The 23,807-nt window shown below is 72.9% G+C and carries 20 protein-coding genes and 1 pseudogene; 10 read left to right on the forward strand and 11 right to left on the reverse strand.

Features of this window, described 5'->3' with window-relative positions:
• Nucleotides 1-3: 3 nt before the first annotated feature.
• From NIE111_RS21995 to NIE111_RS22025, 7 genes are all read right to left on the reverse strand, one after another.
• Nucleotides 4-2,160, reverse strand: coding sequence for an ABC transporter permease (locus NIE111_RS21995; protein WP_238686178.1), 2,157 nt, complete (start codon nucleotides 2,158-2,160; stop codon nucleotides 4-6).
• Entirely contained in the window at nucleotides 2,157-2,837 is a 681-nt protein-coding gene (locus tag NIE111_RS22000) for an ABC transporter ATP-binding protein (RefSeq protein ID WP_112672048.1), read from the reverse strand. The genes NIE111_RS21995 and NIE111_RS22000 overlap by 4 nt, the downstream gene beginning before the upstream one ends.
• On the reverse strand, nucleotides 2,834-3,358 hold the full coding sequence (locus NIE111_RS22005; protein WP_238686179.1) for a PadR family transcriptional regulator: 525 nt from the start codon (nucleotides 3,356-3,358) through the stop codon (nucleotides 2,834-2,836). The genes NIE111_RS22000 and NIE111_RS22005 overlap by 4 nt, the downstream gene beginning before the upstream one ends.
• A 115-nt stretch (nucleotides 3,359-3,473) precedes the next feature.
• Nucleotides 3,474-3,836, reverse strand: a complete 363-nt coding sequence (crcB, locus tag NIE111_RS22010) for a fluoride efflux transporter CrcB (protein WP_238686180.1) — start codon at nucleotides 3,834-3,836, stop codon at nucleotides 3,474-3,476.
• Entirely contained in the window at nucleotides 3,833-4,306 is a 474-nt protein-coding gene (locus NIE111_RS22015) for a fluoride efflux transporter FluC (protein WP_238686181.1), read from the reverse strand. Before NIE111_RS22015 ends, crcB begins: the two co-directional genes overlap by 4 nt.
• 84 nt (nucleotides 4,307-4,390) lie before the next feature.
• On the reverse strand, nucleotides 4,391-5,149 hold the full coding sequence (locus tag NIE111_RS22020; protein WP_238686182.1) for a class I SAM-dependent methyltransferase: 759 nt from the start codon (nucleotides 5,147-5,149) through the stop codon (nucleotides 4,391-4,393).
• Between the two features lie 142 nt (nucleotides 5,150-5,291).
• Nucleotides 5,292-6,512, reverse strand: coding sequence for an MFS transporter (locus NIE111_RS22025; RefSeq protein ID WP_238686183.1), 1,221 nt, complete (start codon nucleotides 6,510-6,512; stop codon nucleotides 5,292-5,294).
• Between the two features lie 136 nt (nucleotides 6,513-6,648).
• Here NIE111_RS22025 and NIE111_RS22030 point away from each other — a divergent pair, with 136 nt between their 5' ends.
• The 6 genes and pseudogenes from NIE111_RS22030 to NIE111_RS22055 all read left to right on the forward strand — a co-directional run bounded on the left by NIE111_RS22030 (nucleotide 6,649) and on the right by NIE111_RS22055 (nucleotide 11,130).
• On the forward strand, nucleotides 6,649-7,098 hold the full coding sequence (locus tag NIE111_RS22030; RefSeq protein ID WP_238686184.1) for a MarR family winged helix-turn-helix transcriptional regulator: 450 nt from the start codon (nucleotides 6,649-6,651) through the stop codon (nucleotides 7,096-7,098).
• 78 nt (nucleotides 7,099-7,176) lie between these two features.
• On the forward strand, nucleotides 7,177-8,484 hold the full coding sequence (gene paaK, locus NIE111_RS22035; RefSeq protein WP_238686185.1) for a phenylacetate--CoA ligase PaaK: 1,308 nt from the start codon (nucleotides 7,177-7,179) through the stop codon (nucleotides 8,482-8,484).
• 57 nt (nucleotides 8,485-8,541) lie between these two features.
• On the forward strand, nucleotides 8,542-9,648 hold the full coding sequence (locus tag NIE111_RS22040; RefSeq protein ID WP_238686186.1) for a nucleotide disphospho-sugar-binding domain-containing protein: 1,107 nt from the start codon (nucleotides 8,542-8,544) through the stop codon (nucleotides 9,646-9,648).
• A gap of 80 nt (nucleotides 9,649-9,728) precedes the next feature.
• Nucleotides 9,729-9,847 (forward strand): annotated as a pseudogene (locus NIE111_RS22045) (pentapeptide repeat-containing protein); the annotation flags it as partial.
• A complete protein-coding gene (locus NIE111_RS22050; RefSeq protein WP_238686187.1) occupies nucleotides 9,847-10,416 on the forward strand; it encodes a kinase in 570 nt (189 codons plus the stop codon). The pseudogene NIE111_RS22045 and the gene NIE111_RS22050, both read left to right, overlap by 1 nt.
• 147 nt (nucleotides 10,417-10,563) lie before the next feature.
• Nucleotides 10,564-11,130, forward strand: a complete 567-nt coding sequence (locus NIE111_RS22055) for a dienelactone hydrolase family protein (protein ID WP_238686188.1) — start codon at nucleotides 10,564-10,566, stop codon at nucleotides 11,128-11,130.
• A 98-nt stretch (nucleotides 11,131-11,228) separates the two neighbouring features.
• On the opposite strand, the gene NIE111_RS22060 is transcribed toward NIE111_RS22055, so the two are convergent.
• Nucleotides 11,229-12,158, reverse strand: a complete 930-nt coding sequence (locus tag NIE111_RS22060) for an NADP-dependent oxidoreductase (protein ID WP_274531486.1) — start codon at nucleotides 12,156-12,158, stop codon at nucleotides 11,229-11,231.
• Nucleotides 12,159-12,208: 50 nt separating this feature from the next.
• Between NIE111_RS22060 and NIE111_RS22065 the strand changes: the two genes are divergently transcribed.
• On the forward strand, nucleotides 12,209-12,856 hold the full coding sequence (locus NIE111_RS22065; RefSeq protein WP_238686190.1) for a TetR/AcrR family transcriptional regulator: 648 nt from the start codon (nucleotides 12,209-12,211) through the stop codon (nucleotides 12,854-12,856).
• Nucleotides 12,857-12,948: 92 nt separating this feature from the next.
• Here the strand turns inward: NIE111_RS22065 and NIE111_RS22070 are convergent, their stop codons facing one another.
• Nucleotides 12,949-13,617, reverse strand: coding sequence for a hemerythrin domain-containing protein (locus NIE111_RS22070; protein ID WP_238686191.1), 669 nt, complete (start codon nucleotides 13,615-13,617; stop codon nucleotides 12,949-12,951).
• Between the two features lie 115 nt (nucleotides 13,618-13,732).
• Entirely contained in the window at nucleotides 13,733-17,017 is a 3,285-nt protein-coding gene (locus tag NIE111_RS22075; RefSeq protein WP_238686192.1) for an ATP-binding protein, read from the reverse strand.
• A gap of 164 nt (nucleotides 17,018-17,181) precedes the next feature.
• On the opposite strand from NIE111_RS22075, the gene NIE111_RS22080 reads away from it, so the two are divergent.
• Complete coding sequence (locus NIE111_RS22080) at nucleotides 17,182-17,727, forward strand: YciI family protein (protein ID WP_238686193.1); 546 nt, start codon at nucleotides 17,182-17,184, stop codon at nucleotides 17,725-17,727.
• A gap of 29 nt (nucleotides 17,728-17,756) precedes the next feature.
• Here NIE111_RS22080 and NIE111_RS22085 read toward each other — a convergent pair whose 3' ends face one another.
• Complete coding sequence (locus NIE111_RS22085; protein WP_238686194.1) at nucleotides 17,757-19,979, reverse strand: adenylate/guanylate cyclase domain-containing protein; 2,223 nt, start codon at nucleotides 19,977-19,979, stop codon at nucleotides 17,757-17,759.
• A 194-nt stretch (nucleotides 19,980-20,173) separates the two neighbouring features.
• On the opposite strand from NIE111_RS22085, the gene NIE111_RS22090 reads away from it, so the two are divergent.
• Together NIE111_RS22090 and NIE111_RS22095 are read left to right on the forward strand one after the other, a co-directional pair.
• Nucleotides 20,174-23,071: a helix-turn-helix transcriptional regulator gene (locus NIE111_RS22090; protein ID WP_238686195.1), complete on the forward strand. Its 2,898-nt coding sequence runs from the start codon at nucleotides 20,174-20,176 to the stop codon at nucleotides 23,069-23,071.
• A 139-nt stretch (nucleotides 23,072-23,210) separates the two neighbouring features.
• A partial coding sequence (locus NIE111_RS22095) for a DUF5995 family protein (protein ID WP_238686196.1) occupies nucleotides 23,211-23,807 on the forward strand: 597 nt, incomplete at its 3' end.

Consider the following 23,807-nt stretch of genomic DNA (forward strand, 5'->3'; position numbering starts at 1 on the left):
CGATCACTCGCTGCGGGCGGTCTCCGGCCCGGTGATGCGTTCCAGCAGCGGCAGGGTGGAGGCGATGACGCCGAGGCAGGCTGCCAACCCGACCACGACGATCACGTAGAAGCCCGGCTCCGGCGCGACGAGGGTGTAGCCCATCTGTGCCCGCAGGAACAGGTGGGCGGCGAGGAGGCCCATGCCGATGGCGACGGCGGCGACGGCGAGCATCGGCACGGCGCTCTCCAACGCCACCACCCGGCGCAGGACCCGCACCGGAGCGCCGCTGAGGCGCAGCAGGCTGAACGGGCGTCGGCGTTCGGTGAGACCGCCGATGACGCTGACCGCGAGGCTGCACCCACCGAGCGCGAGGCTGGCGATGATGATGACGTTTGCCAGTTGTTCCCAGCCGCGCAGCGTGTTGGCGAACTCCGACTCGAAGTCACCGGGCACGTTCGGCGCCACCCGGAAGGCCGGCAGGGCGGTCTCGAGCACGGTCCGCGAGCGCTCGATGGTGGCGGCGGAACCGTCCGTGTCGACGACGATCGACATCACCGGCAGCTGTTGGAGTTCGCCGAGTGGAACCGATGCGGCGGGCCAGACCCTGGTGGACGACGCCGACTCCCGGAAGGGGATGAGACCCGTCGCTACCTCGGCAACGGTGGCGCCCTCGGCGCACCGGCCGTACGCGCTCGGGATCTCGGCGCACGCGATCAGGCCGGGCTCGCTGGCGCTCATCCAGTCCGGGTTCTCGCGCACCGCGAAGGCCGACCGCACGCCGGTCATCGAGCGTAGGTCGGTGAAGAGCGAGTCAGGCGTCGCCGGTGCATCCTCAGGAAGGTAGAGCGACACCTGTCCCGCCTCGGTCGAGCCGACCGGTGCCGGGCCGCGGTTGGCGACGATCGTGGTGATCACGCCGACGGACACGCTCGTGACGAAGAGCGCGAGCATGATGCCGCTGATCGCCCGGAAGCCGGCCTTCGGGTTGTCAGCGAGGCGACGCGCGGCGATGAGCGTGGCCGGGCGGTTGGCGTACCGGGCCATCACCCGGGCGCCGACCATCGTCAGCCACGGGCCGGCGAAGACCAGGCCGGCCATGATGAGCAGCAGTCCGGGCAGGAACACCGCGGCCTGGCCGTCGGACGTCTCGGGCCGGAAGCCGATGGCGAAGAGCAGCACGGCGACGCCGAGCACCATCGGAATCAGCCGGTACGCGCGCGGCGCCCGGGGTGTGACCCGCCGGGTGACGCCCAGCGGCGAGATCCGGACCCGGCGCAACGAGACCTGGGCCGCCACGGCCGCGCCGGCCGGGACGCCGAGCGCCACGAGCAGGACGTCCAGCAGGCCCAGCGACATGTCGCTGGGGAAGAACGGCATGCCCGTGAACGGGATGCCAGCCATCGGGCCGCGGAAGGCGTAGAACAGGCCGAAGCCGACGGCGGTGCCGACGACGGCAGCGGTAGTCGCCTCCACCGCCGCGACCACCGAGATCTGCCTCGGGGTGGCGCCGACCAGGCGCATCGCGGCGAAGCGCTGCTCCCGGCGGGCCGCGCTGAGCCGGGTGGCGGTGCCGACGAAGATCAGCAACGGGAACAGCAGCCCGCCGGCGATCACGCCCAGGATGAGGTTCATCGTTGTCTCGGGGAGCGCGGGGGTGTCGCCGACGCGGGTGAGCTTCGTGGCGGCGGGCAGCGCGGCCACTTCGTCGGGGGTGCGACCCATGATGACGAGCAGGGTGTCCGGTGAGGTAAGTGCGGCCGGGCCGACGGTGCCGACGGCGCGCCCCGGATAGCGCTCGCCGAGTTCGTCGGCCGGGTGAGCGGCCAGCAGGTCGCGCAGGGCGGGGGAGGCGTAGTACTCCCCGGGGCCGGGCGTGCTCGGGATGCCGGTCGGAGTGGGGGCGCTCGGCCCGGTGGCCGCGACGTCGATCCGAATGATCTGCTTGCCGTGGAAGTAGTCCTCGCGCGTCGACCACCACAGGGGATCGGCGTCGCCGCCCGTCGAGGCGTTGGGATAGACCGACGCGTACCGGGTGAGCTGGGAGTTGACCGCGTTGACCCCGGCGAGAGTGGTCAGCAGCAGACCGCTGCCGACCGCGACGGCGGCGGCGATGACGATCAGGCGGGTGAGCGCCTCACGGCCGCCGGCCACGGCGAGGCGGAGCCCGAAGCGGATCACGAGGCGATCCGGTCCGGCGCGTTCACGCGCCCGTCGCGGACCATGACCTCGCGGTCGGCGTACGCCGCGATCCTCGGCTCGTGGGTGACCAGGATGACGGTGGTGCCCTGCTCGCGGGCGGCCCCGACCAGCAGGTCCATCACCTGCTCGCCGGTGAGCGAGTCGAGCGCGCCGGTCGGCTCGTCGGCGAAGAGCACCTGCGGCTCGGCGACCAGGCCGCGAGCCAGGGCGACCCGTTGCGCCTGCCCGCCGGAGAGCTCACCCGAGCGCCGCTGCTCCAGGCCGTCCAGCCCGAGGCGCGCGAACCAGGCTCGCGCCCTGGGCAGCGCCTGCTTGCGGTGTACGCCGCTGAGCAGCAGCGGCAGCGCGACGTTCTCCACAGCGGTCAGCTCGGGGACGAGTTGACCGAACTGGAACACGAAGCCGAACCGGTCCCGGCGCAGGCTGCTGCGCTCGGTCTCGGCCATGGCGTGCACCCGGGCCCCGTCGAAGAGGATCTCGCCGGAGTCGGGCACCAGGATGCCGGCCAGGCAGTGCAGCAGGGTGGACTTGCCCGAACCGCTGGGGCCCATGACGGCGAGGATCTCGCCCGCCTCCACGGCGACGCTGGCGCCGCGCAGGGCGGGGGTCTGACCGAAGGAGAACTCGACGTCGCGCGCTTCGATCACGACGCTCACGGCCGTACCTCTTTCCGCAGGGCGTCCAGGCGGGCGTCGGTCATCTCGATCCATCGGAGGTCGGCCTCCAGGTGGTAGAGGCCGTGGTCGGCGAGCAGCGCGTCGACCAGGCTGCCGGCGCGCTTGATCTCGGTCAGCTCGCGCATCCGGTGCAGGTGCGCGCTGCGCTGGGTGTCGAGGTATTCGGCGGCCGGGCGGTCCAGCATCAGCGCGAGCACGACCTTGGCGAAGAGCACCGTCTGCAGGTGCGGTTCCGGGTCGACCGGTTGGGTCAGCCACTGCTCGACCTCGGTCGCGCCGACGTCGGTGATGATGTAGCGCTTGCGGTCGGGGCCGGAGCCCGGGGCGACGTCGCTGATCACCACCTTGCCGTCGCGGGCCAGTCGGCTCAGGGTGGAGTAGACCTGGCCGAACGGCAGTGGCTTGCCCCGGCCGAAGAAGGCGTCGTAGTCGCGCTTCAGGTCGTAACCGTGGCTGGGCTCGCGTTCGAGGAGTCCGAGGAGGGTCAGTGGCACGCTCATGCCAGCAGACTACACCGAGGGTATACCTCGCGTATATACCCTCGGTGTGTGGTGGATCGTCGCTGGTGAGGCGTTCGCTGGGGATGGAGACGGGCGCGCTGCGGCTGGTGTGCGGTCAGCCGATCAGGGCGCGGGCCACCGCGTAGCCGGCGGTGGCCGCGGCGAGCCCGGCGGCCACGCTGCCGAGCACGTTGACCAGCGCGAGGAGCCGATGACCGCCAGTGGTCAGCCGCAGCGTCTCGTAGCTGAAGGTGGAGTAGGTGGTCAGCGCGCCGCAGAACCCGGTGCCGAGCAACGCGCTGACGGACGGGCTGGCCGGCCACCCGACCAGGACGCCGAGCAGCAACGACCCGGACACGTTGACGAGCAGTGTTCCCCAAGGGAACGCCGAGCCGTGCCGGGACTGCACGGCCCGGTCGGTGAGGTAGCGCAACGGCGCACCGACGGCCGCGCCCAGGGCGATGAGCAGCACTGTCATCGGGTCACCAGACGCAGCAGCCCGGCGGTGACGGCGTCGCCCACGGCGACCGCGACGAGCGCCCCGAGCACCGTCGCGGCGAGGTACGCCAGCGCGGTGCCCGGCGCGCCCGCGACGATCGCCTGCTGGACGTCGACCGCGTAGGTGGAGAAGGTGGTGAAACCACCGAGCACCCCGACCCCGAGGAACGGGCGAGCCAACGGGGGCCCGCCGTCGAGGTGCCCGAGCACCGCCATCAGCACGCCGATCAGGAGACAGCCGGACGTGTTGATGGTGAACGTGGCCCAACCGAAGCCGGCCGGTGGGTGCGGAACGGCGTGTTGCAGGCCGGCCCGGGCCAGCGCGCCGAGCACCCCGCCGGCCGCGATCGCGGCGAGGACCGTCGCGGGGCGCGCGGTCAGCTCGCGGCGGTCGGCGGGGACGCGCAGGTCGACGTCGGGGTCGGTACGCGGCTCGAACGGCTCTGGCACGGCTCCTCAGCCTAGTGCCGGCGACGGCGACGTCGGTCACCTCCCGGTGAGGGCGGCGTCAGCGCGCTGCTGACGAGGGTGGCGTCAGCGCACTGCCGCGACAACGGCGTCCGGGCCGCCTCGCCAGACCGTGCCGACCTCGCTGAAGCCCGCCGCGGTGAGCGCGGCGAGGTGCCAGGAGACCGGTGGGTTCCACTCGGGGCTGTGCCCGGTTGGGTAGATCTCGTGTCGTTGGGCGACCAACGGGGCGAGCGCCGGGTCGGCGCCGGCCCGCTCCCACCAGTCCGACCAGGACAGCATCGAGCCGGCGGCGTACCGGGCGTTGCGCCGGTCCCGGGCCCGGTCCATCAGCCGCTTGGTCAGCTCCGGCAGGGTGTCGTCGGGCATGTGGTCGGCGTTGACGAAGACCCCGCCCGGTCGCAGCACGTCGCGCAGTTCGGCGTAGAGCTGCCCGAGCCGGTCGGCCGGCAGCCAGTGCAGGGCGGTGGCGGTGAGCACGGCGTCGTACTCCTGGTGGGGGAGCGTGGAGCGCCACTCGGGGGTGCCGAGGTCGGCCGTGATGATGGTGGCCCGCTCGGCCAGTGAGGCGCCGGCGATGGCGAGCAGCGCCGGGTCGAGGTCGACCACTGTCGTCTCGGCGGCGGGGAAACGCGCCAGCGTCCGCAGCGAGATGCTGCCGGTGCCGCCGGCCAGGTCGAGCACGCGCGGCGGCCGGCCGTCGAGGACCGCGTCGACGGTGTCGAGCATGGCGGTGAACCGGTGTTCCCGGTCCGGGAGGTAGGCCTCCTGCTGGCGGTCCCAGCTCTCCTGCCAGGCCCAGGGATCCACGATGTAAGGACTCATGACGATCAGGCTAGTTACGGCACGAGCGCGTTGTCCAGACCTTGTTGCACATGTTTTGCAATTGCGAGAAGATGGCAGGGCGATGATCAGAGCGACGCCGGGTCGGGCATCCGCCCGGCCCGGCGTCGTCTTTCCGGCGAGGTCAGACCGGGGCGTCCACCAGGCTCGCGTCGGCCCGGGACGGCTCGTCGCGGCGGGCCAGCCGTAGCGCGCCGAGGAGCACGCCCAGACCGATGAGGGTGAGTGCGGCGCCGGCCCAGATCGGCGAGGTGTAGCCGAGTCCGGCGGCGATGGTCACCCCACCGATCCAGGCGCCCAACGCGTTGCCGAGGTTGAACGCGGCGATGTTCGCCCCGGACGCCAGGGTCGGCGCCTGGTGGGCGTACCGCATGATCCGCATTTGCAGCGGCGGCACTGTGGCGAAGCCGAAACCGCCCATCAGCACCAGCGCGACGATGGTCAGCACCGGATTCGTGGCGGTCAGCGCGAAGCCGACGAGCACCACTGTAAGCACCGCCAGGACGGTGACCAGCGTGCGCGACAGTGACCTGTCGGCCGCCCGGCCGCCGAGCAGGTTGCCCGCGAAGAGCCCCACGCCGAAGAGGACGAGCAGCCACGGCACGGTGCTGGTGGCGAAGCCGCTGACCTCGGTCAACGTGTAGGCGATGTAGGTGAACGCGCCGAACATCCCACCGAAGCCCAGGACGGTGATCACCAGGGAGAGCCAGACCTGCGGGTGGGTGAAGGCCCGCAACTCGCCGCGCAGCCCTCCGGCCGGGCGGTCGGCGTTGGCGGTGTCGGCCGCCGGGATGAGCAGGGCCAACCCGATCAGGGCGACCACCCCGATGGCGGTGATCGCCCAGAACGTCGACCGCCAGCCGAAGTGCTGCCCGAGGAAGGTGCCGAACGGCACGCCGAGCACGTTGGCGATGGTCAGGCCGGCGAACATCATGGCGATGGCGCCCGCCCGTCGGGCCGGTGCGACCAGGCCGGCGGCGACGACGGCGCCGATGCCGAAGAACGCGCCGTGGCAGAGCGCGGCGACGATCCGGCCGGCCATCATCACGGCGTAGTCGCCGGCGATGGCGGAGAGCAGGTTGCCGATGATGAACAGCACCATCAGGCCGAGCAGCACGGGTTTGCGCGGTAGGCGGGTGACCGCCGCGGTGAGAGCGACGCCGCCGACGGCCACGCTGAGCGCGTAGCCGGAGATCAACCAGCCGGCCACCGGCTCGGTGACCGCGAAGTCGGCGGCCACCTCGGGCAGCAGCCCCATGATCACGAACTCGGTGAGCCCGATGCCGAAGGCGCCGATGGCCAGCGCGATCAGGCCGGGCGGCAGGGACTGTGGGCGTACGGACATGGTCTTCCCATCGGGAGGGGTCAGATATGCGGCGCGTGCAACTACGCGCGCCGGCAACGAAATACTTGCACGCGCTTCATATCGGCGCAAGCGTGGTAACCTGGGGTCCGTTCAGATCACACCGAGGAGGGCCGGCATGGGCATCGCCGACGACGCGGTCGAGATCCGCGCGCAGGGCTGGCGCACCCTCGCCGCCCTGCACGGGCTGATCGAGGCATCCCTGGAGCGGGCCCTACAGGCCGGCCACGACCTCTCCGTCGTCGAATACACGGTGCTCGACGCGCTTTCCCGCCAGGACGGCTGGCACATGCGGATGAGCCAGCTCGCCCGCGCCGCCGCGCTCTCCGGCAGCGCCACCACCCGGCTGGTCACCCGCCTCGAACAGCGAGGGCTGCTCACCCGCATCCTCTGCGCCGACGACCGGCGCGGCATCTACACCGAGCTGACCCCGGCCGGCTCCGAGCTGCTCGCCCAGACCCGACCGACCCACGACCGGGTGCTCGCTGACGCGCTCGCCCAGGCGGAGGCCACCCCCGAGCTGGCGCCGCTGGTCGACGCCCTGCACCGGCTGCCGGCCACCCGCTGACCGCCCCGCCGGGCCCGGCGACAGCGGGCGTACGGTACCCGCAGCCCCACCGGGACCGCCGCGCCAAGGAGGCAGCCGATGCAGGACCGCACCCCTCGTCCCGAGGAGCTGGAGCCGATCGAGCGCGCCGGCATCGACGAGCTGCGCGCCCTGCAACGCGACCGACTGCGCTGGTCGCTGCGGCACGCGTACGACAACGTGCCGCACTACCGGCAGGCGTTCGACGCGGCCGGGGTGCACCCCGACGACTGCCGGGATCTCGACGACCTGGCGCGCTTCCCGTTCACTGGCAAGGCGGAGCTGCGGGAGAACTACCCATTCGGCATGTTCGCCGTACCCCGGGAGCGGGTGGCCCGCCTGCACGCCTCCTCCGGCACCACCGGCCGGCCGACGGTGGTCGGCTACACCCGCGACGACCTGCGCACCTGGGCGCGACTGATGGCCCGCTCGATCCGCGCCTCCGGTGGCCGCCCCGGCGACCGGGTGCACGTCGCGTACGGCTACGGGCTCTTCACCGGCGGCCTGGGCGCGCACTACGGGGCCGAGGAGCTGGGCTGCACTGTCATCCCGGTCTCCGGGGGCATGACCGAGCGTCAGGTGATGTTGATCCGCGACTTCGAGCCCGAGGTCATCATGGTCACGCCCAGCTACCTACTGGCCATCGTCGACGAGATGCGCCGCCAGGGCATCGACCCACGCGCCACCTCACTGCGGGTGGGCATCTTCGGGGCCGAGCCGTGGACCGAGGACATGCGCCGCGAGATCGAGCAGCAATTGGACATCCACGCCGTCGACATCTACGGGCTGTCCGAGGTGATGGGCCCCGGCGTGGCGACCGAGTGCGTCGAGACCAAGGACGGGCTGCACCTCTGGGAGGACCACTTCTACCCGGAGATCATCGACCCGGTCACCGGGGCGGTGCTGCCCGACGGCGAGCGGGGTGAGCTGGTGTTGACCTCCCTGACCAAGGAGGCGATGCCGGTTGTGCGCTACCGCACCCGCGACCTGACCCGCCTGCTGCCCGGCACCGCCCGCCCGATGCGCCGGATCGAGAAGATCACCGGCCGCACCGACGACATGATGATCCTGCGGGGGGTGAACATCTTCCCCACCCAGATCGAGGAGCTGATCCTGCGCACCCCGCAGCTGTCACCGCACTTCCAGTGCGTCCTCGACCGGCGCGGTCGGCTGGACACCCTGACGGTGCGGGTGGAGCGGCGGGCCGACATCGACGTAGACGCCGCCGACCGGGCCGGCGACGCGCTGGTCCAGTTGGTGAAGAACACCATCGGCGTGAGCGTGGCGGTCGACGTCCTGGCCCCCGACACCGTGGAGCGGTCGATGGGCAAGATGCGCCGCATCGTCGACCAGCGACCGTCCGGCTAGTCGCTGCCGACGTTCCGGGTCCTCGGCAGTGGCAGTGGTCGACATAGGATCGTGCCCATGCGCGTGCTGGTGGTCTCCGCCCCGCTCGTCGGGCACGTCTTCCCGTTGGTGCCGCTCGCTGTCGCGCTCCGCGACGCCGGCCACGACGTGCTGGTGGCCACCGGCGGCGGAGCCCTGGCCGCCGCCGACGCTGGTCTGCCGGTGCACGACATCGCGCCGGGCTTCGAATTCGGCCGGATCGCGCTGCGGGTCTTCCCCCGCCATCCGCTGATCGCACGGGCGGAAATGGCCGGCACCGCCGGCACCCGGGGCGCCGGCCTGCTGTTCGGCGCGCTCAACGACCAGCTCGTCGACCCGGTGGTAGCGCTGGCCACCCGGTGGCGGCCGGATCTGGTGCTGTACGAGCCGTTCGCGGTCGCCGGCGCGGTGGCCGCCGCGCGGCTCGACGTGCCGGCCGTACGCCAGGAGAACGCCCTCTTCGACGGCCGGGACCTGGTCCGCGCCACAGTCGCCCGACTCGGCGCCGCACTGCGCCGCCACGGCCTCACCGAGCTGCCCGCGCCGGCCGCCGCCCTCGCCGTGGCCCCACCCAGCGTCGCCACGCAGGGCGGCTGGCCGATGCGCTACACGTCCTATGTCGGCGGCGGGGAACTGCCAGCCTGGCTGCGTGAGCCGGGTGAGCGCCCCCGGATCCTGGTCACCCGCAGCACCCTCACCGGCCCCGGCGACCGGGGGCCGATGCCCGCCGTGGTGGCCGCCGCCGCCCAGGTGGACGCCGAGATCGTGCTGGTCCGCCCCGACGAACGCTCGGCCCGCTCGGTGCCCGGCAACGTACGGGTGGTCGGCTGGATTCCGCTCGACGAGGCGTTGCCGGCGAGCGCGGCACTGGTGCACCACGGTGGTGCGGGCAGCGCCTTCGGCGCCCTCGCCGCAGGCCGGCCCCAACTGGCCACCACGGGTCCGGGGGACCGGCGGCACAACGCCGAGCTGGTGGCCCGCCGCGGCGCCGGCCTGGCGCTGCGTCCCCGGGACATCACCGCGCGGGCACTGACCCAGCTGCTCACCGACGAGCGCCTGCGGACCGCTGCCACGCAGGTCAGCCGCGAGATCGCCGCGATGCCGCCACCGACGGCCCTGGTCGCGCGGCTGGCGGCACTGGTCTGACTCTTGATTCGCGGGTGACGTCGTGACGACGGACCGCAGGGATGGCGTGCCCACCCCGCGCCCACACAGGTTGAGGACACCTGCGCACCACCACGATCGGCGACGTGAAGGTCCTGCTGCCGGTCCTCGAACCGGACGACCTCGACACACGACGGACCTGGCCGGCGGCCTCACCGAAGCCCTCGTCGAGGGCGCAGCGTGCTAGCTGAACCCGCTGGCAGCCCGGACACGATCCTCGTCTGCGTCCGGGGCAACTCCGGCTCCGGCAAGAGCAGCATCGCCCGCGAGCTACGACGCCGGCACGGCCGGGGCTGCGCCCTCGTCGAGCAGGACTACCTGCGCCGCATCCTGCTGCGCGAGCGGGACAAGCCCGGCGGGGCGGCACCGGCGTTGATCGCGCAGACCGTTCGGATCGCCCTCGACCACGGCTACCACGTGGTGCTGGAGGGCATCATGCACAGCAGCCGCTACCGCAGCGTGCTGACCTCCCTGCGGGACGACCACCGCGGCCGGTCCCTGTTCTGCTACCTCGACGTGTCCCTGGCCGAGACCCTGCGCCGGCACCTCACCCGCCCGCAGGTCAGTGAGTTCACCGCCGAGCACATGAGCGGCTGGTACGCCGCCCACGACGTCCTGGGCTGGCCCGACGAACTCGTCCTACCCGAGACCACCGGACTGAACGAGGCAGTCAACGCCATCGCCGCTTCGGCTGGGCTACCTCAGACCGGCCGAGACGACGACCTGCCTCCGACCGTTTCCTCCCCGTAGAGCAGCTCAGTCGGCCACCGATGTCGCCATCCGGCGCACCGTTCGCCACCGTCAGCCCCGGGTGGCTACCCGATGACTCGACCACGATCATGGTCCCCCTCCGCGTGCCCACACCGGACGGCCGGTCGGCTGCGGCAGGATGACCGGATGCGACACGTCGTGCTGTTCCACTCCGTGTACGGGCTGCGACCCGCCGTGCGCGCCGCCGCCGACCGGTTGCACGCCGCCGGGCACCAGGTCAGCACCCCCGACCTGTACGGCGTCCCGGCAGCCGACACCGTCGAGGACGGCTTCGCGCTGCTCGACAAGATCGGCCACGAGGTGGTTCTGGACCGGGCCCGGGCCGCGCTGCGTGACCTGCCACCGGAGACTGTGCTCGCCGGCTTCTCGATGGGCGCCGGGGTGGCCGGGGCGCTGCTGGCCGAACGCCCCGCCGCCGCCGGTCTGCTCCTGCTGCACGGCACTGGCGGCGACCCGGACGCGGTCCGACCCGGGTTGCCGATGCACCTGCACCTCGCCGACCCCGACCCGTACGACGCGCCGGACGAGGTCGACGAGTGGCAGCAGGGCATGACCGACGCCGGTGCCGACCTGGCGGTCTTCCGCTATCCCGGCGTGGGTCACCTGTTCACCGACCCGGACCTGGCCGAGTACTCCCCGGACGCCACCGCGGCGGTCTGGCCGCGCGTGCTGGCCTTCCTGGCCGCCCGCTGAGCACCCGTCCCGCGGACCACGCTCGCGTGGCGCTCGCCCACCACACCGGATGCTCGGCCGCGCGTGCTCGGGTCAGGTGGACAGAGGTTGCGGAGCACCTACGGCTTCAGCACGATCTTGCCTCGCGCATGGCGGGATTCACTCAGCTCGTGGGCGGCGGCCGCCTCTTCCAGCGAGAACATGGCCGCGACCGGCACTGTGAAACGACCCCGCTCGGCGAGTTCGCCGGCGGCGGCGATTCCGTCGAGTGCCGGTGTGTCCGCGCCGGGGCCAGAGCCGCGCGACAGGTGCACACCGTAGGCAGCGGCGTTGATGTCGGCGATGCTCACCACCCGGTCCGGGCTCGCGACCAAGCCGACCAGGTCTGGCAGCGAACCGGAGCCGGCACAGTCGAGTACGACATCCACCCCGCCGGGCACCAGAGTGTGGACACGCTCGGCCAGCCCGGGGCCGTAGGTGGTCGGGATCGCCCCGAGCGAGGCGACGAACTCGTGATTGCGGTCGCTGGCCGTGCCGATGACGGCCGCGCCGCGAGCGACAGCGAGCTGGATCGCGGTCGTACCGACCCCGCCGGCCGCGCCCTCGATCAACAGCGTGGTGCCGTCCTTGACGCCCAGCAGGTCGAGCACTCGGGTGGCCGTCTCGATGTTGCCCGCCGCGCCGCCGGCCTGCTCCCAGGTCAGGGCGGCCGGCTTCCGTGCCCACGCGGCCAGGACGGCGTGTTCGGCGTTCGCTCCGCCCATCTGGGCGTAGTCCGTGATCCCGAAAACCTCGTCGCCTACCCGAGCCGTGGTCACCCCGTCACCGACCTCGTCCACCACGCCGGCAGCGTCGACACCGGGCACGTGCGGCAGGCGGAGCGGAATCCACTCCTGGAATCGGCCGGCGCGAACGTAGGTGTCGGCCGGATTGACACCCGACGCCCGAACCGCCACCCGTATCTGGCCGGGTCCGGCATGGGGTTCCGGTGCCTCCGAGACCTCAAGGACACTCGCGGGACCGTACTTCGAAAATTGCAAAGCCCTCATGCAGACGGACGCTAACGCACGCCGCTGTCCGCCTCGCTAAAGTGAGAGCCGTGACCGATCGTTTGCCTCACGCTCTTCGCTCCGACGCCCTGGACAACCGCGAGCGCATCCTCGACGCCGCCCGCGCGGTCTTCGCCGTTGACGGCCTGGACGTGCCGATGCGGGAGGTTGCCCGGCGGGCCGGGGTCGCACCCGCCACCCTGTACCGCCGATTTCCGACCAAGGAGATGCTGGTCACCGAGGCATTCACAGAACAGATGTACGCGTGTCGCGGCGTTGTCGACGAGGGCCTTGCCGATTCGGATCCATGGCGCGGTTTCTGTCTCGTGATCGAGAAAATGTGTGAACTGCACGCACGCGACCGAGGCTTTACCGCAGCTCTCATATCGACCTTTCCCAAAGCAGTTGATTTCGAGGCGCGCCGTGAATACGCGCTCAGAGCGATCGACGAGCTGGCCCGCCGCGCCAAGGACGCCGGTCGCCTCCGCCCCGACTTCGTCCTGGACGACGTCATCCTCGTGCTCATGGCCAACAGCGGTATCCACGCGACCTCACCGACTACTCAGGTCAGCGCCTCGCGGCGCTTCGCCGCGCTCGCCATCTCGGCGTTCCAAGCCTCTCCGGACATCTCGCCGCTCCCGCCCGTGGCGCGGTTGGCACCGCCGGCGTCGGTATCCAGAGGCAGCCAAGTGGGCTAGCAGTCCCGGCGACCCGGCCGGCTGGGATCCCGGCCGGCCGGGTCACCGGATCGATCATGTGCAGGGGTGAGGCGGAGTTTCGCCGACCTCGCTCAGCGGACGCTGGCGCCGATGCGCGGGGGCGTGGCGGTGCCGTGCACCCGCTTGGCGTGACTGGCGAACAGCCGGGGCGCGATGATCGGCATGAGTAGCCGGGCCGGCAGCGGAGCGTGCGCCAGCACGGCCTTGACCACCTCCGGGTCGCCCTCGTACATGGCAATGCCGAAGGCCAGCGGGAGCTGCTTCTTCGGGGACTTGCTCATGCCGTGCTCGCCGAGCTGCATCCACTCCCGGGCGGTGACGTGCCGTTGCGCCAGCGGCAGGATCTCGCTCTCCTCCAGGGCCATGTGCTCGATCAGCGCGGCGCGTAGCTGCTCCAGGGCGTCCGCGAGGTGCTCACCGCCGCGGGCGGTGCGGCGCCACTGGGGGAGGAGGCCGACCACCGCCGCGTGGGCGTCCTCGATGGCGTGGTGCTGCGCCTCCATGGTGGGCACGATCGCCGCGGCCTCCGCGCCGCCGCGCTCCAGCAGCAGGGGCCAGAGCAGCAGGTCCTCGCCCTCGTGGTGCAGGTGCAGGATGTGGCAGAGCATCTCGGCGTGGGCGCCGACGACCTCCGCGCGCGTGGCGTCGCCCGGGGTGACGTCGCGGACGAGCTGCGGCAGCAGGCTGAACTCGCGACGGAGCGCCGAGTGCGCCATGTACATGTCGCGTACGTCGGCCATGGCTTCGCGGTGGTTCTGGTTCAACGGTGACCTTTCCGAGGGATCAACTGGCACAGATCTGTTGATCATGCTCGGTGCCACTTGGAACCGGCTTGGAATCCACCAACCCTGACGGTCAGCGGACCATCGCCGCCGTCGCCTCGGCCAGCCAGTGCGGCGACTCCCACCGGCGGGCGACCCGCGCGGCGAGAGTGAAGTGCAGGGTCGCCTCCTCGGTGCGGCCCACCAGCCGGAACAGCTCACCGAGGGTCAGCGCGACCGGCCGCACCACCGCCGCTGTGGTGGAGAAACCGGCCAGTTGGTCGCGTACCGGGAGCAGCGCGTCGATCACGGGGTGGGCCAGGTCCCGTCGACCCAGCGCCACGACGACCATCCCGCGCACGCTGAGCAGCGCCGACTCGAAATAGTCCGGGCGGTAGGTGTGCCGCCCGATCGGCATGGCCCGCGCCTCGTCCAGGCGTCCGCTCCCGATCAGCGCCAGCGCCAGCAGGTCGTCCACGATCGGGCCCAACGACCCCCGTACCCGCCGCGTCGCCTCCAGGTGCTCACCGAACCGCCCCTGGCTGATCAGCAGGGTGCCGGTCGAGAAGTAGTGGAAGGCCTCGGCGTGCAGCGAACCCTGCCGCCGCATCTGCACGGCGACCTGGTCGTAGTGCCGCCGCGCCGCGTCGAAGTCGCCGGCGATGTGCGCGAGGGCGCCCAACGAGCACAGGTTGATCGTCTGCGCCTCGTTCAGCTGGTACGTCTCGGCCAGCCGCCCCTGCCGGGCGACGCTGAGGCGCAGTTCGTCCGGCTCGTTGAGCGCGGCAGCGCAGTGGCCCAGCGCCTGCTCGGCGACCGAGCGGTAGGTCACCAGCCCGTGCTCGTCGGCGAGGTCACGCAGCTCCAGGGCGAAGGCCCGGCGGTCCGGCGCCTCCCGCTCGTAGCTCATGGTGCGCAGCCGCGCGGCCAGCCCGAGAGCGCGCAGCTCGGGGTCGTCCAGCCGCTGCGAGAGAGTCAGCGCCTCCCGTCCGGCCGCCACGCCTCGCGGATCGGACTCGCCGTCCAACTCCGTGGCCAGCGCCTCCAGCAGCCGGCAGCGGGCGACCGGGTCCAGGTCGTCGGCGCGCAGCAGTCGGGTGAGCAGTTCGACGACCCGGTCGTCCACCACGCCGTACTCGTGGGTCAGCCACGGGGTGGGGACGGTCCACGCGGTGAACGCCGCGACCAGCAGGTCGTCGCGGCCGGACGCCGCGGCGACGTCGACCGCCCGAGCGCGGGTCTGCCGGGCGGCCGCCACCGCGCCGGCCCGCGCCTGGGCGCGCAGCAGCCGCCCGAGCAGGTCGACCCGGAGCGCGTCGCGGTCCCCGGCGACAGTGCCGGCGGCCTCGACAGCGTTGCCGAGCAGCTCGATCGCGGCGTCGTACGCGTACCGCCGCTCGGCCAGCTCGGCGGCCCGGATGGCGTAGTCGACGGCGAGCGGCGCGGTGTCGGCCGACGCGGCGCGGGCGTACTGGTGGGCCAGGGCGGGGTAGTCGTCGGGCCGCAGCCGACGGGTGGCGGCGGCGATCCGCGCGTGCAGGCGGGTGCGGCGCAGTTGTGGCAGGTCGGTGTAGATGGTGTCGCAGACCAAGCCGTGCACGAACCGCACCCGCCCGGGCGCCGGTTCGGTGAGCAACCCGGCGGCCAACCCGGTTTCCAGTGCCCGCAGGACGGTGCCCTCGTCGGTGCCGGCGGCGTCGACGAGCGTTCGCACCTCGGCCTCCCGCCCCACGGCCGAGGCGAGACGCAGCACCGAGACGGCCGTCGACGGGAGGCGGGAGAGTCGTCGGCGCAGCACGTCGCGTACGCCCTCGGGCACGTCGGAGGTGGCCACGAGCGTGCCCTCGGCGGCGAGCAGTCGCGCCGACTCCCGGACGTAGAACGGGTTGCCGCCGGTCCGCTCGGCCAACGCGGCGACCGTGTCCGGGTCGACGGTGCTGCGGGACAGCGCGCCGAGCAGCCGTTCGACCTCGGACGTGCTCAGACCGCCCAACGGGATCCGCTGTGGTGACCGGCGGGCCAGGACGGCCATCGTGTCGGCGAGCCGCTCGGTGTTGTCGGCGGGACGCACCGCCGCGACGAACAGGACGGTGCCGGTGGTCATCTCGGTGACGCTCTGCAACAGCAGCAACGTCTCCGCGTCGGCGGCGTGCAGGTCGTCGAGGATCACGGTGACCGGTCTGCGGGCCGCTGCGGCGTCCAACCAGGCGCCGACGGCGCGGTGCAGCCGGAACCGGCCGGCGGTGACGTCGCCGCCGGGCTCGCCGTCGCCCCCACCGAGCAGCGGGGCGAGCGCCGGTGCGCGGTCACCCGGGGGTGCCTGCTCGGCGAGTTGCCGCAGCGCCTCGACCCAGGCCCAGGCCGGCGGGGCGCCCTCGACCTCGGGGCAGCGGCCGACGGCGACCAGCCAGCCGTGGGCGGTGAGCTCGCCCCGAAACCGGGTGAGCAGGCTCGTCTTGCCGGCCCCGGCCTCGCCGCTGAGCAGAGCGACTCGCGGCCCGGTCGCCACCGTCTCGGCGGCTGTCTGCCGGAGCGCCTCCAGCTCGGCCTCCCGGCCGACGAAGACCTCCTCCGACGCCTGCCGCTGAACGCGTACCGCTGTCGCCGCCACCGGTGGCAGCAGGTCGAGTCGCTGGCCCAGGATGGCGGACTCCACCTCGACCAACGCCGGGCCCGGGTCCAGTCCGAGCTGGTCGGCCAGGGTCGCCCGGGCCCGGCGCAGCGCGGCGAGCGCGTCGCCCTGCCGACCGGTACGCCACAACGCCAGCGCCAGCAGCCGCCAGCTCTCCTCCCGCAGCGGCGCCTGCCGGGTCAACAGCTCCGCCTCCGGCACCGCCTCGGCCGCGTCGCCGCAGCGCACTGTCACGTCGAGCAGCAGTTCCCGGGCGCCGAGCCGCAGTTCCTCCAGCCGCAGCACCTCCGGCTGCGCCCACGGCTCACCGGCGAATTCGGCGTACGCCCGACCGCGCCACAGATCGAGCCCGACGCTGAGCAACCGGCGTGCCCGGCCCGGGTCTACGGGGCCGACCGCACGCGCCTCGGCCAGCAGCGTCTCGAACCGACCGGCGTCGACGGCGTCCGCCGGCAGCCGCAGCGCGTAGCCCGGTGGCGCGGTGACCAGGACCCGGGCCGGCGTTCGTCGCTCGCGGGCCGGCTCCAGGAGGCGGCGCAGATGCGAGACGTACGCCTGGAGGGAGGCGATCGCCCGGGGTGGCGGGTCACCCCGCCACAGATCCTCGATCATCTGCCCGACGGAGACGACCTCACCGCGGGCCGCGAGCAGCAGTGCGAGCACGGCGCGTTGGCGGGGGCCGCCGAGGTCGACCGGCCCGCCTGTGTCGACCTCGACCTCAAGCGGCCCGAGCACCCGTAGCAGCATGACGGACCAATCCTAGTCGCGCTGGTGGGCGGCTCATCCGCTCCCACGGGACACCCGGCAGCCAGCTCACGGCAGGCGCGCGCTGCTGGCCTCGGCGTCCGTACCGGAGGGCCACTGCGGCACCCGGCCCGCCGCCGACGAGGGGCACCCGGCGAGAATGCGGCGTGGAGTTTCTCTGTTACCACAATGACCGGCCCGGCTCGGCCACGTTGCGCGACGAACTGTTGCCCGAGCACTGGTCGTACATGGACCGGTACGCGGCGGGAATGATCGCCCGTGGCCCGACCTTCGTCGGCGACACGCCCACCGGCAGCGTGCACATCGTCGACGTGCCCGACCCGGCCGCCGCGCGGGCATTCGCATTCGAGGAACCGAACTACCAGGCCGGCGTGTACCGGGACGTGCTGCTGCGCCGGTGGCGCAACACGTTGGGCCGCACCATGTGGGACTTCCCCGGCGGCCGGACCGGCGGCAACCGTTACCTGGTGCTCGGCCTCGGCGCCGGGCCGGCCGGCGACCTGGCCGTGCCGCCCGACCCGGACGAGCTGATCGCGTACGGGCCCCTGCTGGCCGACGACGGCATCACCTGGCTCGGCACCGCCGCGCTGCTCCGGGCGCCTAACCCGGACGCGGCGCGCGCCATCCTGACCGTGGACCGGTACGCCGACATCGAGGTGCACAACTGGCAGTTCGGCGGACGACCGTCCTGACCTGTCCTGAACCGCCCCGATGCCCAGAGTCAGGCAGAGGCGGGCAGGCCGTCCAGTGGGCGGATCAACGGTGGGCGGGGTACTGCCCGCACCACCCCGGCATCGGCGGGTGTCCAGTGCCCAGCCGAACTCGTCGGCGCGGATCGGATCGGCGGTGCGGCCCGTCCGATGTCCCGGGATGGGTCACCGCCCGCACCGCGCGGAGGTCGGGTCGCCGGCGTCGGCGGTACGTCGCCCGCCGAGGCGACGGCTCGGAGCCGGCGTGGGCCCGCCGGACGGTTGGTGTCGGAACCCGACGCGGCGGGACGAGTGGCCTTCGTCGGGATGGGGCTGCCTCGCCTCGGCGCGGTCGGGCCGGTGGCACCGCCCGGCCCGGTCGAGGCCAGCGCCGCGAAGACCGCGTCGAGGCGGCCGGTCCGAGCGCCGACGGTGTCGAGGCGCACGATCTCGGCACTCCTCGCCGCCGAGCCGTTGACCGCACCAGCGGGCGGGTTGGCGTCCCGGTGCACGGTGTCGAGGTGCGGCGCGCCTGCGAGTCGGTGTTGGAAGACGGCGCGCAGGGCGCGGGGCAACCGCTCGGCGGCGACCTGGCGCAGCGCTGGAGCGGCGAACGCGTACCCGTCGACGTGATGGGGGAGCAGCAGCCCGGCGGCGACCAGCGTGCGGAGCGCGGGTGCGGACCGGCCGGGCGTCCAGCCGAGTGCCCGGTCCACGGCCGCCGCGGAGATCAGGCCGCCGAGGGTGCCGGCGGCCATCAGCACCGCCCGCCGCTCACCGTCGAGGTGGTCCAGCTCCGCGCCGACGGCCCGGCGTACCGCCTCGGGCAGCGGGAGCGCCGCCGGGTCGGCGCCGTCCACCAGCGACGTGACGTACGCCGCCGCGTGCCCGGGGCGGCCTCCCACCAGCGGCAGCAGCCGGTCGACGAGGGCCACCGGCTGCCCGGCCCGGGTGAGCAGGTGGCGCAGCAGCCGTCCGGACTGCACAGTGGCCAGTGGTCCGATCGTCATCTGGCGGGCCGGGCCGGGCCGGGTGTCGGCCCATTGCGGCTGGTGCACGGTCAGCAGGGCCAGCGGCAGCCCGCGCTCCGTCGCCGCGCCGAACAGCGCGTGCAGGAAACGGCTCACCGCGGGTGCGGCCCGGTCCAGGTCGTCGACGGCCACGATCAGCGGCCGGTGGGCGGCCAGCCGCAGCAGGACCTCGCGGCAGATCGACGCGCCGGCGAGGGCGGCGGCCGAGCCGTCCGGGGTGGTCAGCATCCGCTGGAGCGCCGGGACCGCGGTGGCCACCCGGGTCGGCGGGAACAGCGGCGTCAGGGCGGCGACGAGCCGGTCGTGGACCGCCGCCGGGCCGTCGCTGTGCCGGATCCCGGCGAGGCCGCGGAGCAGGTGCGCGACCGGCGCCAACACCTGATCGGGGTACGGCTGACAGTGCGCCACGCACCAGCGGACCGACAATCCGTCCACCGTGGTCAACCCACGGGTCAGCTCGTGCAGCAGCCGGCTGCGGCCGCTGCCGGTGGGGCCGACCAGTGAGATCCACCGTGGTGTCCGGGTTCGGATGGCCGCGCCCACCTGGTCGCGGATGGTCGCCAGTTCGCGGCGTCGACCGATCAACGGGCCGTCGTGCCGGTCGGCGCCGGGGCGTACCGGACCGACGGCGTGCCAGACCGGCACCGGCGGCACCCGACCGGCGACCGGCACCGGCGTCAGCTGACGCTGGGTGATCAGGCCGGCGGTGGCGCGCGCGGTGGCCGCGCAGAGCGCCACGGCACCGGGCGCGGCGTACTCCTGCAGGCGGGCCGCAGTGGTGATCACCGCGCCGCTGGCCACGCCGTGCCCACCGGTGACGACGTCGCCCAGGTCGACGACGACCTCGCCGGTGGCGACACCGACCCGGACACGCAGCCTGATGCCGTCGACCATGGGCCGTCGGTCCAGCGCGGCCTGGATCTCGAGCCCGGCGCGCACCGCCCGGTACGCGTCGAAGCCGTCGGAGTGCCGAGCGCCGAAGAGCGCCATCACGGCGTCGCCGATGTACTTCTCCACCACCCCGTGCCAGCGGTGCAGCACACCTGCGACGGTGTCGAAGTAGGCCCGCTGCAACGCTCGGACGTCCTCGGGGTCGAGACGGTCCACCAGGGCCGTGGAGCCGACGATGTCCGCGAAGAGGACGGTGACGACGCGCCTCTCCTGGGGTACCGGCCAGAGCGGGGTGACGGTCCGTTGCGTGTCGACGATGATGCTGGTGGTCATGGGTGTCGCACCGGCCTTTCTTCCCGCTGTTGCCTGATCACCTCCGGAGATTGGCATTAGTGGGCCGACGGGGGATCTGCCGAACGACGTATGTCGGCCACCTGCAACCTTTAGTCGCAAAGTCGACGCGAGGAGTACCACAAGCGATGGGCGGCCGTAGAACGGTGAGGGGCACTGTGATTAGGCTGCGTGGCATGGCCAGCGATGTGGACACCGCACCGCTCGTGGGCCGGGCCGAGCTGGTGCAGACGGTTCGGTCCGCGTTGCTCGGCGACGCCGCGCACGGGCAGACCGCGGCGGTCTTCCTGACCGGCGAGAGCGGTGTGGGAAAGACCCGGCTGTTGGGCGAGATCGGCGACCACCTACGGGAGCGGGGCGCCGTCGTGCTCACCGGCAGCTGCCTGGACATCGGCGACGCCTCCCCGCTGCACCCGCTGTTGCAGGCGCTGCGCCGGTTCGACACCGAGGTGTCCGCTTCGCCCGCCCGCACCTCCTCGGCGGTGCGAGGGCTGCTGCAGATGTTCGCCGACGAGACCGCCGGCCCGGACGGCGCTGGCGCGTTGCTGGAGCGGGTCTCCCGTGGCCTGCATCTGATCGCCGAGGGTCGCCCGCTGGTGCTGATCCTCGACGACCTCCAGTGGGTCGACCGCAGCACCCGGCAGCTCCTGCTCTACCTGCTCGCCGGCTTGGGTGATCTTCAGTTGTCGGTGTTGGCGGCGGTGCGCGCCGAGTCGTTGCAGGGCGCGCACCCGTTGCGCCGGGTGCTCACCGAGCTGCGTCGGCTCCGCACGGTGCGGGTGCTCGACCTGGCGCCGCTGGGTCGGGCCGACACCGAGACGCTCGCTGCCGCTGTGGTCGGCCGGACGCTGACCGCGGACGCGGCCGAGCAGGTGTGGCAGCGCAGCGGTGGCAACCCGTTCGTCATCGAGGAGTTGGCCCGGGATCTGCGCGACGGCCGCGACGGCCTGTCCGAGACCCTGCGGGAGATCTTCCTCGACCGGGTCGACGCGCTGCCCCAGCACGCGCACGCCGTGGTGCACGCGGTGGCCGCCGGGGTCGAGCCGGTGCAGCACTGGCTTCTGGCCGAGGTGCTGCGGATGCCGGAGGACGAGCTGATCGCCGCGGCGCGGGCCGCGGTGGCGCACCGGCTGCTTGTCGGCGCCGACGAGGGTTACCGGCTGCGGCACCGCCTGGTGGCCGAGGTGCTGGCGCACGAGCTCCTGCCGGCCGAGCGCTCCGGGCTGCACCGCCGCTACGCCGAGGCGCTGACCACGGCGCCGGGTGAGCTGCACCAGGCCCGGCTGGCGCACCACTGGCGGCTGGCCGGCGAGCCGGCGCGCGCTCTGCCGGCGGCGGTGGCCGCCGCCCAGGAGGCCGAGCGGCTGCACGGTTACGCCGAGGCGCACCGGCACTGGTCGGCGGCGTTGCAGTTGGCCGCCGAGCCGGGCCCGCTGACTGTGGACCGGGTCGAGTTGCTCGAGAACGCCGCCGAGGCGGCCCACCACTGCGGGGAGCACGCCCGCGCGTTGGCCCTGCTGGAGGAGTTGGCCACACTGCGGGGTGGCGAGCCGAGCTGCGCGCTGCACATCCGCCGGGCCCGTTACCTGGCCGCCGCCGGTCGCTCCGCGCTGGCCGAGGAGGAATACCAGCGGGCGCTGAAGGCGGGGGACTGCTCCCCTCGGGACCGGGCGAGCGCCGCCGCCCGCCTGGCCGAGCTACTGCTGCACCTGGGTCGCTACGCCGACGCCGGTGAGCGGGCCCGCGAGGCGCTCGCGTTGGCCGAGAACGTGGCGGGCTCGGCAACCGAGGTGGTGCTGGCCAGTTCGGCGTTGGGCTTCAGCGACGCCTGTCTGGAAGACCCGGACGCCGGTCTGGCGGTCATGCGCGACGCCCTCGACACCGCCGAGCGTGCCGGTCAGCCCGAGGACGTGGCCTGCGCGTACCTGCACCTGGCGGAGCTGCTGACCGGGCCGCTGAACGTCCTCGAAGAGGGCGTGGTGGTGGCCCGGCGGGGCGCCGAACGGGTGGCCGAGCTGGGGCTGGGTCGCACCTGGGGCACCCGGCTGCTGGCCATCGCCATCAACGGGCTGTTCCGGGTGGGCCAGTGGGCCGAGGCGGAGAAGGTGGTGGCGGCGGCCCTGCGGCACCGACCGTCCGGTGCGGACGCCGTGGAACTGCTGCTGGCCCGGTGCCGGCTGTCGGTGGGCTACGGCGACATCGAGGCCGCCGGTCGGGATCTCGACGCGGTGGCGACCCTGCTCGCCGGCGGCGGGGCGCGACACGTCATTCCGTTGCTCACCCTGCGCTCCGGGCTGGCCATGTGGGAGGGCCGGCACGATGTGGCGCGGCAGGCGGTGCAGCGCGGCCTCACCGAGAGCCGTTCCGACGACGTGATGATCCTCTCGGCGCTGGTCTGGCACGGCCTGCGCGCCGAGGCCGAGGCGCACGCCAGCCGCACGGTGGAGGTGGACCCCACGGCGGTACGCCGGCTGCGGGAGGTGGCCGAGCGGGTGGCCCGCAAGAGCGCCGGTGCCGCTCGGCCGGTGCGCTCGGTGGTGGAGGGCTTCCTGGCGCTGTGCGCCGCCGAGGTCAGCCGCCTCGACGGCAGCGATCCGGAGCTGTGGGCCGCGTCGGCGGCCGAGTGGGATCGACGCAATCACCCCTATCCGGCGGCCTACTCACGGCTGCGGCAGGCCGAGGCGCTGCTGGCTCGGCGCAGCCGGGTGGCCACCGCCGGCAAGCTCCTGCGGGAGGCGTACCGGGTGGCGCAGGGCTTGGGCGCGGTGCCGTTGACCTCGGAGATCCGCGAGCTGGCCGGGCGGGCCCGGGTGTCGCTGGACGAGCGCGACAGCAGCACCGGTGCCCGCGGCGTCCCGGTCGAGGCGTCCGACGACGAGTTGGCGGCGCTCACCGCCCGGGAGCGGGAAGTGCTCGCACTGGTCGCCGAGGGGCTGACCAACAGGGAGATCGGGCAGCGGCTGTTCATCAGCGAGCGGACCATCGGGGTGCACGTGTCGCACATCTTCGACAAACTCCAGGTCCGTACCCGCGTGCAGGCCAGCGCGATCCAGTTGCGCAACCAACGGGCCTGACCCACCACTGCGTACGTATCCCGGCGCGTGTTCGCGCCGGGATACGTCGTTTTACTGATCCGGCGGGCGGGTGTCGGCTGAGAGGCTGGGCCGCGTCGACGACGGCACGGGGGATGCCGCCGACCACAATGGAGGAGAAATGATCGAACCGGTCTGGGGGCCCGTTCACCGGGACATCGTCGACCTGCTCGCCGATCATCCCGCGGACGTGCCGGCCGTGGTCGATCATCTGACCAAGCTCCAGGACATGCTGGTCCGGTTGCCACCGTTGGAAGACAGTTGCCCCCTGGCCGACTTCAACAAGCTTTACCTGACCATCACCAGCAGCGTGCTGGACGGGCTGTACGACGACCGCTTCGTCGATCCGGTCTTCCTATCCCGGCTCGACGTCGAGTTCGCCGCCCGGTACTTCGACGCGATGCGGCTGTGGACCGACTCCAGCCCCGGCACTCCGAAGGCGTGGTCGTGCCTCTTCGAGCGGATGCGGGGGCCTGATGCCCGCCCGCTGCCGTCGGCGGCGGCCGGGGTGAACGCGCACATCAACTTCGACCTGCCGTTCGCCCTGGTGACCACGTTCGACCACCTGGAGTCGGAGCCGGTCGACGGCAGCGACCAGCACCACGACTACCTCGAGATCAACAACATCTTCGCGGACAAGATCCCTGGCCTACGTCGGGGCTACCTGGAGCGGTGGCAGCTGCTCATCGACATGCTCAACGGCGACATCGACGACTGG

It is taken from the genome of Micromonospora hortensis (assembly GCF_022230935.1).
Taxonomy (GTDB): domain Bacteria; phylum Actinomycetota; class Actinomycetes; order Mycobacteriales; family Micromonosporaceae; genus Micromonospora; species Micromonospora hortensis.